Source organism: Klugiella xanthotipulae, assembly GCF_006716695.1.
GTDB lineage: Bacteria > Actinomycetota > Actinomycetes > Actinomycetales > Microbacteriaceae > Klugiella > Klugiella xanthotipulae.
Window position 1 is genome coordinate 343,770 of the sequence record NZ_VFPN01000001.1, and the last position, 16,375, is coordinate 360,144.

8 protein-coding genes are annotated in these 16,375 nt (G+C 62.3%); all 8 read right to left on the minus strand.

Annotated features, from left to right (window positions below; translation table 11 throughout):
* Positions 1-8: 8 nt before the first annotated feature.
* A complete protein-coding gene (locus FB466_RS01585; protein ID WP_141915303.1) occupies positions 9-2,372 on the minus strand; it encodes a transglutaminase TgpA family protein in 2,364 nt (787 codons plus the stop codon).
* Positions 2,369-3,835 (minus strand): DUF58 domain-containing protein, encoded by a 1,467-nt coding sequence (locus FB466_RS01590; protein ID WP_141915305.1) that lies wholly within the window; start codon positions 3,833-3,835, stop codon positions 2,369-2,371. Before FB466_RS01590 ends, FB466_RS01585 begins: the two co-directional genes overlap by 4 nt.
* The gene (locus FB466_RS01595; protein WP_141915307.1) at positions 3,832-4,806 is read right to left on the minus strand and encodes an AAA family ATPase; all 975 of its coding nucleotides are present in this window, start codon (positions 4,804-4,806) and stop codon (positions 3,832-3,834) included. The genes FB466_RS01590 and FB466_RS01595 overlap by 4 nt, the downstream gene beginning before the upstream one ends.
* Before the next feature lie 67 nt (positions 4,807-4,873).
* A complete protein-coding gene (locus tag FB466_RS01600; RefSeq protein WP_141915309.1) occupies positions 4,874-10,672 on the minus strand; it encodes an Ig-like domain-containing protein in 5,799 nt (1,932 codons plus the stop codon).
* A gap of 3 nt (positions 10,673-10,675) precedes the next feature.
* Complete coding sequence (locus FB466_RS01605; RefSeq protein ID WP_246054492.1) at positions 10,676-12,070, minus strand: serine/threonine-protein kinase; 1,395 nt, start codon at positions 12,068-12,070, stop codon at positions 10,676-10,678.
* A 128-nt stretch (positions 12,071-12,198) separates the two neighbouring features.
* Complete coding sequence (locus FB466_RS01610) at positions 12,199-12,936, minus strand: FHA domain-containing protein (protein WP_141915312.1); 738 nt, start codon at positions 12,934-12,936, stop codon at positions 12,199-12,201.
* Positions 12,937-13,551: 615 nt separating this feature from the next.
* A complete protein-coding gene (locus FB466_RS01615) occupies positions 13,552-14,376 on the minus strand; it encodes a PP2C family protein-serine/threonine phosphatase (RefSeq protein WP_246054493.1) in 825 nt (274 codons plus the stop codon).
* On the minus strand, positions 14,373-16,370 hold the full coding sequence (locus tag FB466_RS01620; RefSeq protein WP_141915314.1) for an FHA domain-containing protein: 1,998 nt from the start codon (positions 16,368-16,370) through the stop codon (positions 14,373-14,375). The genes FB466_RS01615 and FB466_RS01620 overlap by 4 nt, the downstream gene beginning before the upstream one ends.
* Positions 16,371-16,375: the final 5 nt, after the last annotated feature.

Genomic DNA, 16,375 nt, shown 5'->3' on the forward strand with positions numbered 1-16,375 from the left:
GGCACAGGTTAGTCCAGGTCATCCTCGTCCGGCTCCCGCCGCTCAATTCGAACCGCCACCGCCCGGGTGGCTCGGGCCCAGCCCAGCGAACGCAGTGACAGCGCCGACTTCCACTTCTGGCGACGGGTCATCGTATCGCTCCAGTTTTTACGCAGATCGGTCACCTCCGTCCAGTAGTGATCGACAGACTCGGGAACGACCGGCTCCGGGCTGAAAACCATCCGATCAGCACCGTAGGCGAGCGCCAAGATACGCGGCTCATCCAGACTCTCGGCGTACTCAACTCGCGTCTGGGTTCCCACGCTGTCGGCACCGTGGTCGATTGCGAGATCAACCACCTCACGCCATCCCCCGGTCACCCGGTCGAGTGGCTCTAGCGCCTGGTAGCGACGACGACGACGGAAAAGCTTAGCGAGCAGGATAATGGCAAATGGTGCCACGATCACCCCGATAACCAGCACCACCCAGCCCGCCACGGCGAGGATGCCCAGCAGGATACCCACCCACTCGGGTGCATCCGGGTCGGGATCACGCATCTCACCCTCCGGTCGATACGGCACGATAGCCTCGTCGCTCTCGGGGGGCGGGGGTGGCGGCACGCTCAGCGGTTGCGAGACTTTCTCCAGATCCTTCGGCTTCTCCTCGGGGATTTTACGCCACTCGGGGGTCGCATCAACCGCAACCCACCCGTGCTCACGGGTGTTAATCTCGGTCCAGGCCGTGACATTGGAGCCACGGACGGTCTCCCCCTCGGCGTTTGGCAGGAAACCGAAGACCACCCGCGAAGGGTACCCTAGCTCCTGCGCGAGCAGCGACATCGCTACGGCGTACTGCTCCGCGTCTCCCAAGAGCAGGGGCTCATCCAAAAACTGCACGATGCGGTCGAGCGCGTGGCCCGGACGACTGTAAATCTCATTGGTGCCTCCGTGGCTGATATACCCCTCGCGCAACTGAGCGAGCACTGCGGACAGTTTCTGCCCCGGGGTATCCTCCCCAGCCGACCAATCCTTCACGGTTGAGCCGATCACCGAGGGCATCTCATCGAGAGTCTCGATACGGGCACCGCCCGGTGTCACCTTGGCCAGCTCCACCTCGCTCAGGATATCCGGCACGACGGCATTGAGAGTGTAACTATCGCCCTCCTTCAGACCCGAGGTGACAACCGCGGTGCCGCCCGAAGCGTTGTAGAAGAACGACTCGTTCAGGGCTGCGGCGCGGCTGCCCGCGAACGTAACCTCGCTGAGCCAGCCCACCGTGGGCATCCATACGCCGCGATACCCCGCGATCGTAATCGTCACGCTCGCTTCCTCGCCCTCCCGAGCGCTCTCGTCAACGCGGAACGGCACCCGGGAAAAATCACTCGCCTCCGTCTCCGCGGTGGGGCTACCCACCCGGTAGAGAACACCGTCGTAATAGTCGAGGGTGGCAATTCGAATGCGCCCCTCGGCGGGTAGCCCTTTTACGGTGAACAGCGGCTCGTTGATGACCTCGTCGCTCAGATAGCTGCGAAATGATGATAGCGGGCTGGCGTAATCACGCGGATTAAAGGGAGGCTGAATGCTGTCGCGCAGAACCTGCCGTGCGGTGGCGGGCGCGACCAGGTGCACACCGACCCCGGCGACCGAGCCGCCCACGAGCAAAACAAGCCCGGCGACCAGCGCCGCCCGAATCCGGGGCCATACGGCAGATGCGGCCACCACGAGCGAGTTCTCATCGCTCGTAACGACGGCCGTCGCAACGTCGTGGCGACGGCGGGCGCGCCACAGCATCCAGGACACCACCAGGGCGATACAAGCAAAACTCTGGCCCGCGAGCCACCAGGAGGGGTCAATACCGTCAACCGGCGCGTGCACATTGGACACACCAAAAACAATCCCAAATGCATACACCGCGAGCGGACCGAGCACACCAGCCGCGGCAAACCGCCGCGAGCGCAAGACCGCGCTGAGCCCCAGAACCGTACCCAGCAGTAGCACCACAAACGCGGGCACCATGAGACCCTGGTAGGTGCCAACAGGCGCATCCACCGTCAGGAGGCGTTTCCAGCCCAGACCGGTGCCCAGCACCAGCTCGCGCAACCCGCTCAGGCTGGGGAGGTACGTGGCAACCGCATACGTCGGCACGGCCATCCCGCCGCCCACGACGGCGTAAACGAGTGCGGCGAGCAGGGGGGTGAGCCAGGTGGGAAGCTTGGTCAGAGCGCCCAGCAGCGCGATACCCGCGCCCAGAGTGATCGTGACGGCGGCCAGGACAAAAATGTGGACCTGCTGGTAGATGGGCCAGAGACTCACCGCAGCCAGCAGCATCAGGGCGACAAAAAAGAGGGTGTTCGCGACCACGTCTCGGCGCTGCAGAACGTGCGGCTTTTTCACAGTGTGGCCGCCTTACTCAGGGCCCGCTTAAGATCGTCGAGATAACCCACCATGAGGACGGTCAGGCCGTCAATACGCCGCATACTGGGCACGATACCCGGGTTGCAGACCACCGCAACCACCTCGGTATCGGGGCTAAACGCGAGCGAGGCGGCACGAATCTGGGTTGATGTGGGCAGCGAGCCAAAAACGAGAAAAGCCACCGAGATACCGGTAATCGAATCGGCGCACACCCGACTCAGGATGTTCAAACTAATAGCTCGTGGCGTGTGCGATACACCCGACAGTTCGTCGAGGAGACGCGAGGGCGTACTCACCCGCAGCTGTCGTGCGGCCGGAGTAGCCGCCGCTGTGTACTCGGGGAGCTCAACGGAAATAGCCACATTGGTGTCGCGCCCGTCACGAATCGCGCGAATACCCACCGAACCGGTAACGCTCACAGCCAGTTCGAACTCTTCCTCGCTGTAGTAGTCGTTGCTGCACGTGCTCAACGCGATGAGCAACTGGCTGCGGCGCGTTTGCTCAAACTGACGAACCATCATCTGACCCGTGCGGGCCGTGCTCTTCCAGTGGATGTGGCGGCGATCATCCCCTGCGGTGTACTCCCGCAGGGCGTGGAAGGAGACGTCGCTATTCGTGAGATCCCGCGTGGGGTTTCCCTCCAGATCGCGAATCAACCCGGTGTTGGTGCTGGGAATCGAGGTGGTCAGGGGGTGGATGAACAGTTGCAGCCCCGTGGTCCACACCAGTTCACGGCGCAGCAACAGCAGGGGATCAGCACGCACTGAGCGCACCGGACCCACCGTGATGATGGATCGTTTGAGGGTCGGTACGATGAACTCGCCCCGAAAACTGTTCCCCGCGGCGAGGCTCGGCAGGTGAAACTCGGCGAGCCCCACCCCGACGGGAACCTCGATGGTCTCGGGAAAAAGCCGGCGGCGCGTCGGATTGGTCACCGTGAGTGACCCCGGAGCCTGCTCCCCCACCATCACCCGTGGACTCACCATCGCAAGGTCAACCGAATAGATACTGCGGCCAAACATGAAGAAAAGCGCGATGGCATAGAAAACCACGGCGGCATATCCCACAAATATGGCCTCAAGCCAACCCCAGGCATAGCCACAGGTCAAACCGAAAACAGCGGTGGCAATCATCGACCAGCCCAACCCGGTTACGGTCGATCCCAGCCACGCGCCCAGCCGACGAAGGCGACGATTCAGCTTGCGCCACATCCGGCGAAGAATGCGCGCGGCGACAGCCCGGAAGCCCGTCTCCGGGACGTTCAGGTGGGTGGAGGTTCCGGCGTATCCGGTCTCGACGTAGCTGGATGCTCCACTGCGCAGCGTCGATGCGCGCTGGGCCGCCTTCAGCCGCTCCTTACGAAGGGCGCGTCGTGCAAACGGTGAAGTACCGGCTTTCACCCCCGAACGAGCCTCGGCTCGCTGTGATGGCTGTTTACTCACGCCACGGTTTCCCGCTCAACGGGCGGCTCAACATCAATCAGTACCTGAGCGATGACGCTGTCGGCCGTTACCCCGTCAAACTCAGCCTCAGGATCAAGCATCAGCCGGTGGGTCAGCACGGGGCCAGCCAGGGCCTTCACATCGTCCGGCAGCACGAAGTGGCGCCCGTGCACGGCGGCCCAGGTCTTCGAGGTGCGAACGAGGGCCAGAGCTCCACGCACACTCACGCCCAGGCGCACCTCGGGTGCGCTGCGTGTTGCCTCGACCAATCGGGCGATGTAGTCGAGCACGGCGGGCTCAATGTGCACCGTCTGGGCAAGTGCCGCCATCTCGACCACGTTCTCGCTGCTAATCACGCTGGGCAGGATGCTGTCGTGTGAGCGCGTTCCCGCCTTCTCGAGGATGCTGATGGTTGCCAGGTGGTCGGGGTAGCCGAGCGTGGTCTTCATCACAAAACGGTCAAGCTGCGCCTCAGGCAGGCGGTAGGTTCCTGCCTGCTCCACCGGGTTCTGCGTAGCAATCACCATGAAGGGGCGACCAACGCCGTGCGTATGACCATCGATCGTCACGCGGCCCTCCTCCATCACCTCGAGCAGAGCCGACTGGGTCTTGGGGCTGGCACGGTTAATCTCATCGGCGAGCACAATGCTGGCAAAGATGGGGCCGCGGTGAAACTCAAACTCCCCCCGCTTTTGGTCGTAGATACTCATTCCCGTCACGTCTCCAGGCAGCAGGTCCGGAGTGAACTGGATGCGGCTGCTGGTGCCGCGGACGCTCTGGGCAATAGCGCGGGCGAGCGAGGTCTTGCCCGTTCCCGGGTAATCTTCCAGGAGCAGATGGCCATCGCTCACGAGAGCGGTCAGCGCGAGTTGTACAACACGCTTTTTACCCAAAAGCGCTTTCTCCACGTTGTGCACGACCCGGTTAAAGACGTCGGCAAACCACGCGGCCTGCTCGGGGGTCATGGTCATTGGTTTCTCCTTGGTGTGTGGTTGTACTCCGGGCTGCGGCGTGATGCTCCGCAGAAAGCGGGTGACGTCAGTTACAGTTCACGCTGAGGCGTAACGCATCGGGCGTGTCTTCACCGTCGTATCGTGCCCACACGATCATACTGATCGCACTGCCCGGGATGGTTTGGCCCTCAGCCCGAGTCACGACGCGACCATCGCGCAACACGTAGCTCCAACGAACCTCGGCCGGGCCCACCACGTTAATCACGGGCTTCGACACGTCAGCGTAGACCTGACAGGTCAGCGGACTTGCCGAGTTCGGGGTGACGGTCAGATTGAGCGGCAGACCCGCGCTGGCTGACCCATAGCCGCTGCAATAGGCTTCATTGCCGTCAGTCGTCGCGCACGCACGCAGCGAAATCTGGTTCTGGGAGTTGCCAATAGTACCGGCAATCTCCTTGGTCTCACCCGGCTTGATCAGCACGCCGGTACCGTTGCCCACGCGATAATAGTAGCTTTCCACCCCGGCCGTGGTCGGAGCCGTGATCAGCAGGTTTTTCAGGGCACCCGTGAATTCCGTGGCCCGAGAGATCGATGGAGCCCGCGGTATCGATGGTTTCTGCCAGTACTGCTGCTGACCAGTGACCGTCGCGCAGGCCCATCCGTTCCAGGCCGTGATCGACACGTTCGCGAGGGTCGAGGCGTTGAACCGCTGGGTGCTTGAGGTGGCCGAGTCACCCCTCTTGGCCGCGGCACAGGTTGAGGCTCCTCCGCCCCACACCACATCGTAGGTGGGTACGATCCCACCGTTAGCCGCGGCAGGATACGATGCCGTGAGCTGCCCATCACCCGAGGTGAAACTCACCGGGTTCATTGTGGGGGCCTTCTTCGCCGCGGCACCGCTGACGGTTGCCGACTTCCACGCAATCGCACCGTAGGTGTCCGTCTCCAGGTTATTTTTGGCCGTCACCGTCACGGTGTGCGTGGTCGCCTCCAAGTTGGGCACCTGGACGGAGGTTCCCGAGGTGACATTGCTGTACTTCACATCGCCGCCCTCCTGGGTCACCACAACGAGATACTCACTAGCGGGGGTACCGTTGTGCGGGGTCACCGAGGGGCTCCACGAGATGTTGAGGGTACCGCCGTTCACGGGCGCAAGCTCGCTCGACGCGACGGGCTGCACCGCGGTGAGGTTGGTGGGAGCCTCCGGAACGTAGTCGATCCGGAGCGGGGGGCCTGGCGGGCTGGCAACGGACTCCCCGACCGAGTTGACCGCAATCACCATGTAGCTGCGTTTCACCCCAACACCAGCCTGAGCCGCCGTGACGGTGCAGCTAGAGTTATCCAGACCGCAGTCAACGTTGACGGCACCATCGGTGCTGCGCAGGAGGTAGCGCTCAATCGGCTTACCATTACTCGACGCGGAGGGGGTAAAGCTCAACCGTAGATTCCCGTCGTTCTGGAACGAGTCCTGCTTGAGGTATCGTGGTGCGCCGGGCGCATCGGGAACGTCAACCACAATCACCGTCACGGTTCCCGTGACGATCCGATCTTTCTGGTTCGCGGCGTCTTGCACCCGATAGGTGAGTTGGAGGTTGGTGGAGATTGCGGCATCCGCGGCGGCCGTCACCGTGATGGTGCGGTTATCCGCGCTCGGGCTGGCTGTCACACCGGCAACCTGATTCTGACTCTCCACTTTCACAACCGTGTAGGGGGTGAGTTCGGCAGGACCGAGGTCGTTGGCCAGCACGTCAACAGTTTTTGTCTCGCCACGGCGCAACTCAACCGTGTCCGGCTGAGGCTGAACCTTTGCCTTGGTCGAGCCCACCACGCTCACGGCAATCGACGCGGTCGCGACCTCACTCTTTTTATCCTTCACCCCAATAGCGATCGGCACCGTCTCGCCCAGGGGCGTGTTGTTGTCCATCTTGACCGTGAGCGAGCTCTGGGACAGGCTCGCGGAGAGTCCCTTGGGAGAACCGGCAGGCAGCGACCACTCCAGGTCTGCGTAGTCGTCTGGGTAGGGGTAATCGGTGAGATCCTTGAGGTCCAGAGTTCGCGTGCCCGTCGGTTCCAGGGTGAAGGAGGCCCCGCGCAGGGTGGGCGGCTTGTTATCAATCGGAGTTACGGTGATGGGCAACGTGATCGTCGCCTCGTTACCCTTCTCGCCGGGTTTCCCATCTGTCGCGGTGAACATAATGGATGCCGGGCCCCAATAGCCCTTCTCCGACACAAACTCCAGAGTGGTGTCGTTTCGGTACGTGTTGGCTCCGTTGGAGTTATTAGGTTTCACCGTTGAGGCGTCGCTGATGCGCACCGTCTTGCCCCCGGCCGCAATCACCTGGTCGGCCAGGTTAATCGTGAGCTTTTGCCCGCTGGGCACCGTGAGGGGCTTGGCATCCGTGCGGCGCTCGGGTATGGCAGACTTGCGGCCAGGAACCCAGACAAACCCGTAGGAGGCCACCTCGGGATCGTCGGTGACCGACACCCGGAAGGGGATAATTTGGTTCTTGTCCGTCACCTGGATACTCAGAAGCTTCTTGTCCGTCACCTGGACATTACTGTCCCACCCGGCAACCGATCCGATCGTAAGATTCTTGATCGAACCCTCGGCATAAAAGACGTTGTCCCAGGTATCGACCGCAACACGTTCGTTGTCCTTCGAAATGTCGGTGAGATTGAGCACGGTATCGTCCACGATGGGCCGGGTCGGCGGGGCGTCTTTGCGCACGCTCACCTGGATCCAGGCCGAGCTCTGCCCACCGGTCGCGTTTTGAATCGTGTACAGAAGGGGATAGTTACCCTCCTTCGTGGGCACCGAAATACTGACGGTATCGTCGGTGAACGTGGCGGGAAGCTCGTCACTCTTCTCAGTGTCCACAATCGTGAGTATGCCACCGTCAGGATCCGAGTCATTATCGAGTGGTTTGACCACAAACTCGGTTCCCGGACGGACCGTAACCAGGTCGGTCGTCGCGATCGGGTTACTGGTGAGCTCGGCCGCAGGCATCACGCCAACCCGGATCTGACCGTTACCCCGGGCTCCGAAACTGTCAGTAACCGAGTAGTAGAACACGTCTGTTCCCGTCGTGGCGGGCCCCGCCTCGTACTCGATGTAGTCTTTGCCGGTTGCCGTCGCGACGCCCAACTGGGGCGCTGTCTCGGTGCCGCTCAGCGTCACCGAGTCGCCGTCGTTATCGATTCCGTTGAGAATAATCGGAATGCGGATTGTCTGCCCCTGCACAGCACGAGCCGTCACGGTTCGCGGTGCGGGTGCCGAGTTGGTCTCAGCATCGAGCTCACGCACAGAAATTTGAACCACCGCGGTCGCGATCTCGCCACCGGGACTCTCCACGATATACGTCGCGTAAAACTCACCGGGCTTATCGGGTGCCAGGTACCGCAGCTTGGTGCCCGAGACGAATAGCAGCCCGCCCCCCTTGTTGATGTCGTGAGCGAAGTCCGGACGGAGCGTAATCGGCTTGCCATCAGGGTGGATGTCGTTATCAAGAACCGGGATCTCGATCACCTCGCCCACGCGAGCCTTCGCCCGATCAGCCACGGCAACAGGGGGCTTCTCCTTGGCAGGCGGCTCAATCTGGATGATCGTGAGCACGCCCTGGGTGGTCTGATAGCCATTCGTCACGGTGTAGATAACGTCAACCCGCCCGCCCGGAATCGGCTCGGAAAGGCTCGCCCGCATCATCCCGTGGTTAAGTACCTCCACAATGAGACCCTCGGACTCGAGCGGGTTACTCATGCCGCTGATCATCAGTACACCACCGGCCGGATCCACATCTGAGGCCAACACATTCACAGTATCGGTCTGAGTGAGGTAGAGGAACGCAGATGATGGCGTGGTAATCGGCACTGAGTCGGGGGCTGGAGGCTCAAAGATGTCGATGCGGAGACTGCCCGATACGGCGCTACTACCATCGCTCACCTTATATTCCAGCAGGTAGGTTCCTACTTTGCTGGCGGTAAAGCGCACCTCGCCCGTTTCACTGTTTACCGCGACAGTTGCGTCAGCAAGCTTGTCATCAGGCACCCCGGTCACACGAATCAGACCGTTTCCACCGCGCACATAATCGAGGGGCTGAACGGTGACCTCCTGGTCACGGTGACCCGTTGCGGCGATGCCATCGGCAATAATGGGGGCCGACGCCGTTGACACCTCAACGGCGAGCGTGCCGGGGGTACTGGCAGCACCATCGGAGACCATCAGGGCCACAGACTTATTGCTGGACCCGCTATCCGAATCTTGGAAGTAGACGATGCCCTTGGCCGAGAAGGTCGCCACATCCGGAGCGGTCGTCACGGCATCGGCGAGGAAGATCGGATCGCCATCGGGATCGTACCAGTCACTCAGAACGGCGCGGTCAAACTGGTCACCGGAGGTTACCGTCTGACTGGTCTGTCTCGCCTGAATGGGCGGGCTATTCTCGCCCGGCTGGCGAATCTGAACCGTCACGGTTGTCCCGGCGTCTTTCCCCTTGCCATCGCTGATACGGTAGCCAAAGGTGAAGGAGCCGCTGGCATCCGGCGGCAGGGAGACCTGAAGGAACTGTCCGTTAGAAATCACCGCCGCCGTACCCATGTCTGAGGGGTAGTCGGTCATATCCGAGATCATGATCACATCGCCGTTGGGGTCGAAGTCGTTGAGAAGCACCGGGAGGGTGCTCGTGCGTCCCGGTCGAGCGCCAAAGGTGTCTGGCTGTGCAACCGGCGGCTTCTGCACGGAATCCACCTCAGCCGGGAGCATCGGATCGTTTTCTTTCTGCTTGTCGTCGTCCTCAATGTCCTGCAGAATGTCATCCCAGTTATTGACCAGCTGTCCATCTTTCTGGACCATCCAGGAGCGACCCGTTACCTCGTCGTTGAGCACAACGTAGCCAAAGCGAACGGCAAAGGCGAGCCGAGGCTCACCCGTAGCGCCGGCCAACTGCTGAGTGAAGGTTTTTCCTGCACAGTCGCGCCAAAAAGATCCATCATTCCAAGCGGCAAAAACGCAGTTGCCGACGACAGTGGTGCGGGCCGAAACGCCGGAGGCATCAGAAAAGACCCGGTCGGAGTTGCTGCCCGTCAGGGACACCCGAATGAGGCCACGGGAGTCGCTCACATAGATGTCCTCTGCCTGTGGCGCAGAAGACATCAAGACGGGCGACTCGGCGCTGTCCAGCGCTACCGGGTCTGCACCGTTGATACTGAGGGTGCCTGCCGTCGTGTTCAGGATAATCGCTTTGCCCGCGACAATCGCGGATTGGTAGCTGTCGTCTTTCTCTCCGAGAGAGACATCGCTACCGGCCTCCGGGGCGGTCGAGGTGGCCAGGTCCATCCGAATCAATCCGCTGCTCTCGGAGTAGGCAGCAAATGCACCGTTATCGTCCCCGGCAACCGTGGAGTTTTTACCGAGCGTCAGATCGGGTTCGGTCTCGGCGGTGAAACCGTCCAGGGCATTGGTGGGGATAAACCACACCTGACCGGTAGATGACGCGTGAACCACGAGCGTCTTCCCTGCAAGGAAAATATCGTCGGCTTCGACGGGAAGCTGCACCTTCTCGTCAAAGGAAGAGAGCGCCTCATCGACGATCGAGAGTTCTTTTTTCTCGCGGGAGTAGAGAAGAACCTGCAAGTCGTTCTGGATGACCGTCAACCCGGTCTGGTTGCTGCGCGTCGCGGTATCCAATTGCGTAATCTGGGTGTTCAGCCGACCGAGGGCTGTCTCCGCGTCGTTGACCACCCAGACACTCGCGTTGTCCAGGTCTGTGCGCTCGGTGCTGTAGCCGCCCGAGGCCGCGGCAACCGTGATAACGAGTGCAGCAACCAACACAATCACAAGACCGCTACTGGCGGCAGCAACATTTTTTTTCAGCCACGAACGAATCATTAGCTAGCCTCCCACGGACGAACAGGTCTCAGAGCTGACTTCACCCGGTTTACCCTCACGGGTCACCGTGACAGTAATGCACACGGGAGCTCCCGGGGTGGACGGTGCCGCACGGTACTCGGTATCGCGCTGGGTGCTCACTTCGCCGTCAGAGGTGCTCACCAGGTAGCGGTCGCCATCGCCCAGGCCGGGATCATTCCAGGTGAAAACGACCGCGTCATCCGTGGGCTCGGCCGTGATGTTACTGACGATGGGAATTCCGGTTGAGCCACCCCACAACAGAACGCTGACGACCGCAGCCGCAGCGAGCACAGCGACGCTCCCGAGGGAACCCCAGAGAATACGACGACGACGCCGACGGCTGCGGTTGTCGCCGCTACCGCTCGCCGAACGGATGACGGTAACTCCCGTCTCCTCGGCGCTCTCGTGTGGCTCACGGTTCCCGCTGTGTCGATAGCGGCGATGGGTACCCGCCAGAGGAACTCGTTGAGCGGGACCGTCGGCCATACCGTCCGAATCAATCAGGGTACGCGAGGCCTGAATACGCGCATCATCCGCGATCTCGGCCGGGGTCTGGGCGAACCCGAGTTGCGTCTCCACGATCTGTAAACCACGCACAAATTCGAGCATGCTTTGTGGGCGGGCGGTGGGGTTTTTGCTCATTGACTGAGCCAGAAGCGCCTCGAACTGGGGCGGAACATCCGGCCGACCGAGCGATTGCAGACGGTCGCGACCCACGATTCGCGAACGCACCACCTCACGCTTGTTCCGCTGCTTCTCGTCGCCAGGAAGTTCGTAGGGCGAGCGACCCAAGAGGAGGGTGAAGAGGGTGGCGGCAAGCGAGTACACCTCGCTGGTAACGGTACCTGCGGTCTCGCCACGCAGCACCTCGGGTGCCGACCAGGGCACCGACATCCCCTCAACGTGCTCGGAAGCCAGCGCGGCGGCTGTGGCGGCGATCCCAAAGTCGGACAGCACAGGATGCCCATACTGCGTCAGGAGGATGTTGGACGGTTTGATATCCCGGTGCAGAAAACCTACCCGATGGGCGGTTTCGAGCGCACTGCCAATCTTGATTCCCACACGCAGCACCTCGGAGACCGAGAGCGGCTTCTCTTTGTATCCGGCGCCCAGAGAAGACGGGCAGTATTCCATCACCAGATAGGGGCGACCATCCGGGGCAATACTGGCGTTGTGCACGGTGAGCACCGACGGGTGGGCTTTCAACTGCGACATCAGGTTGGCCTCGGAGAGAAACATCTCGCGAAGCTTCTTGTTGGCAACTTTGGGAGTCAGCACCTTAACCGCGACCTCGGCCCGCGGGAAGTCTTGCTCATAGAGAAAGACGTACGCAAATCCGCCCTTGCCCAGGATGCGGATGTGATGGTAACCCGACAACTGAGGAGGAACTATTTGTGTGGATACTGACAAAACTCGTGACTCCCTAACGTCGCGGGCATGTGGATATATCTGTGTATGGTGCCGCCACCCGCACGTGGTGCTGCGGGTGGCGGCAGAGACGGGTTTTACTCCGCTGTGAGTACGATGAAGAACTCATTTCCGATCTCTACCCGGGTGCGCGCCTCGACAAAAACCTTTTTGCCCGGAACGCACTCCTCTTCGGGACGATTGGTATGGCGCACACGCGTTCCGTTTCCGGAGTTTCGGTCCTTGACCCAGAGTTTTCCCTCCTCAACCCCAAACTCGATGTGAGTCTTGGAGACGGAGCGTGCTGGATCAATCATGACCAGCACGTGGTCGAAGATCTCGCCCTCAGCTGGCCGCGGGTTACGCCCGAGAAGACCCGATCCCCCAATCGTGAACTCCTCCCCCGTGCTGAGTTGCAGGGTAAAGGCGGCTGAAACCCGGCGGGGCCGACGACGCATCGAGATCATCGTCTCTTCAAGATCCTCCGCACCGGCCACCGCTGCGGGAGCCTCCGGGATCGGCGCGGTGGAGACCACCGGCGCTTCTCCCAGCGGGGGACGAATCGGATCGGCGCGAATCTGCTCAGCAGGCACGAGCGGGGTCTCCGTGGTACGGGGCCTCGTCGGCGGCTCTGCCTGAGCAAGTCGCGGTGCGATCGGCTGCTCGACAACCGAGACAGAGCCGGTACGAGGGGCCGGGGGACGCGGCGGGGCGGTCACCTTTTCCGGCAGAGGGGGACGCGGCGGAGCCATCTGCGGCGCAGGGGGACGCGGCGGCTGAACCGCCACGGGTGGCTGCGGGGCAACCGCCACAGACGAGACCGGCTGTGTACGCACGGGAGCAACCTCGGCTGACGGCATAGCCGGCGGCGCAGGGGGACGCGGCGGCTGGGTGGCGGGAGGGATGGCGGAGGCGGGCAAGCCGGTCACAGGCATCCCACTTCCCGGAATACCGGCTGCCGGGGAACCGAGAGGAGCTGGCGGCCGCGGCGGATACCCCGGGGTGACACCCACAACCGGCGGAGCGGGCGGACGAGGCGGAACCAACTGCGGAGCGGGCGGCGAGAACGGGGCTTGCTGGATCGCGGCAGGCGGAGCGGGCGGAGCAGGTGGACGCGAAGAAGCGGCTGAGGGAGACACCGGCGGAGCAGGCGGACGCGGCGGCTGACGCCCATCCAAACCAGCCTGAACACGGCTCGACGAGGTAGCGGCAGCTGGCTGCACCGAGGTCGAGCGAACCAACTGGCCACACTCCCCACAGAACATACTGTTGGTGAGGAGTTCGTGACCGCAATAACTGCAAACGGCTCTCATTGTTTAAGGATCCTTTCCGTGCACCGGAGCCCCCCCGACGACTACGTGCAACCCCATACTAACCGCCCCTAGCGGCCCTCTGCACGACTGCCTACTATAGCCGAAGCGATATAGGCACTGAAATTAAGCGGATGTTACTCACAGGTTGATGCCAGGAAGGGTCTCATGCCAATCGGTCTCATCTGGACCCACCGACGTGATTTCAACGAGCACAATGGTGATATTGTCACGACCGCCGGAAGCCAGCGCCGCCGTCATCAGACGGTTCACGATCTGCTGGGGAGAGCCGCCCCTGGCAATATGCTGAGCAATATCTCCATCGACCAGTTCCTTGGTTAATCCGTCGGAACAGCAGATGACTTTGGTGCCCGCGAGAGCGGGGACCAGCCAGTAGTCGGGAACTGGAGCGTCCTCAAAGCCGACGGCACGGGTAATCATGTTGCGTTGGGGGTGAGACAGCGCCTCTAGCGGCGTGATCTCACCCGTGTCAACCATCTCCTGCACGACCGAGTGGTCAACACTCACCTGGGAGAGCACCTCGTCCTCAAAGATGTAGGCCCGGGAATCCCCCACGTTAAAAATGAGCCAATAGGGATCATCCCCCTGGGTGGTTAAGGCCGCCCCCACGCAGGTAGACCCGCCAGAGGCACCCGTCTTTGAGCCCTCAATCCGGATAGCCTTTGTGGCGGAGTGCAGGGCATCCTGAAGCTGCTGGGAGCCGACAGGTACCGTCGTGATCGCACCAAGTGCGCCCGCGACCGCCGCGCTCGCGACATCGCCAGCCGCGTGGCCACCCATGCCGTCAGCAACGGCAAAGATCGGCGGAAGCGCCACCAGGCTGTCTTCGTTCTGCGCTCGCTTCAGTCCGCGATCAGTCGCGGACGACCAGCTGAGGGTGACGGTACGTCCCTCTGCGCCCAGTACCACGTCTCGTGTGCGACTGGTTGCCTCGGTAAAGGTCACGCGTCGTCCTTCCGTTGGAATGGCAGGATTGTGAGTGCCACTCCATCGCCAATATCTAAAATCGTGCCGGGGATAACGGCCATCGCTTCACCCTGTCGCATTCGCCTCGGAGACATTCCGGGCACCGTAACGATCGTGCCGTTTGCCGAGGCGAGGTCGGTGGCCACGACAGCCATTCCCTCCTGCCTCAGCTCCAGGTGCGTCGCCGAAATACTACCCGCTGGCGAGTGAACCTGCACCAGGCTGGGCAACCGACCAGAGATAATCCGAGTTGAGCGGGGCTTACGCCCAAAAATGAGTGTACCCACAATCGCCATCACACGTCCGTCAGTCAGCGAGACTCCGGCCACGAATCGCGGCTCGGCCCGAGCGGGCGGCGGCGTAGGGAGCGGAGGCAAGGGCGGTAACGGCGGCAACTCACCGTCAGCCAGAGGAGCCAGTCGCTTTCGCTGTGCGGCTGAACGCCGCGCGGGCGGCGGCGGGGGCGGCGGCGGCGTAATCACGGTGTCGGCCAGGTCGCCCGTCTCACGCGGAGTCAGCAGGGTCTCATCGTCACGGTAGCCGAGGTGAGCTGAAAGGACAGTGTCCTGGTCATCACGTACCGCGGGGGCCTGGGGCGGGGGCACCTGAGCCGCGAGTGGTGGGGCAACCTCCGGCAACGGGACCGGAATCGCAGGCAGACCCAGCGGAGCCTCGACCACCTGCCCCAGCACATTCAACACCGTTTCCGCATCATCGACACCGGGGGCCACATAGGACTCAAATTCGGCGGCAGGTGGGGCTAAATTTAGTGGAGCGCTCTCGGCGATGTCTGGGGTCTCGGGCTCACTAACCCGCTCGGGATCATGAGACGCAACCGCCGCAAAGCGCGGGTTGAGTAGGGTGTCCTCCATGGAAGGTTCGGCCGAGTCGGAGACCGAGTGCTCAGCCTCGGCCACGGAGAATCCGATGAGAGTGTCCTCGTCGTCAGGCAGCTCATCCGTCCCCCGTGGTGTGCGACCCAGAACCGTGTCTTCCTCATCCAGCTCACGCCGACCCAGAACCGTGTCTTCCTCATCCAGCTCACGCCGACCCAGAACTGTGTCTTCCTCATCCGCCACCGCGGCCGGTATCGCCGGAACGCTGTCCTCGGTATCGGAAAGCGGTTCACTGAAACCAGCGTAGGACTCAAGGAGGGTGTCTTCATCATCATCCGAATACACGCGCGCGCCGAGAGCCCCGAGAACGGTGTCTTCATCATCCACCACGGTCTCTCGGACAGGCACGGAATCTTCGACAACGACGTCCTCACCGGGGCGGTCCCTGGCCCCGAGCGGATACGCGTTGGGCGCGCTCTCGGTTGTGGCGTAGATCACGGAGGCGGCCACCGTCTCGCCACCGGCCGACGCCAGCGGCGCAGGATCGGTGTCGTCAATCACAGTGTGACTGCCCGGCCACACGCTGGTTGCCGGTTGCTCAACAGGATCTGCATAGGGTGACAGTGGGGGTGCAAAAGGCGGTGGCGACGGGGGCGCCGCCACAGAATTCACGGCCAGATTGAGGATGGTGTCGTCAATCCCTTCGGCGTCCTGGTTGCGCGGCGTGGGAATCGTGTCCCGGTCGTCACGCACCGGAACAGGACCGGCCGGGTGCTGCCAGGTAGCCGTAACCGAGCGACGCTCACGCGGCCGGGGGGTGAGAACGGTATCGCCATCATCCACCAGGGAGCGCTCCGAAGAGGGAACGCCGTACACAAGAAGCGTGTCACCGTCGTCAGCGGGTGCGCGCTGGGCCGCGGGTACACCATAAGAGAGAAGGGTATCGTCGTTATCTTCGGGAACTGTCTCGGGCCCGGGGCGCGCGCGGTCCCCGAGAATTGTGTCATCCATATCGTCGGATGCTGGAGCATTCACCGGATTCAGCGCGCCACCGTCCGCACCCTCGTGCGCGGCGTTGACCACCCTATTGGTGCCATCGGGAGTGGGCTCAGAAGCCACGACATTATCTGCTGTCACCGGAC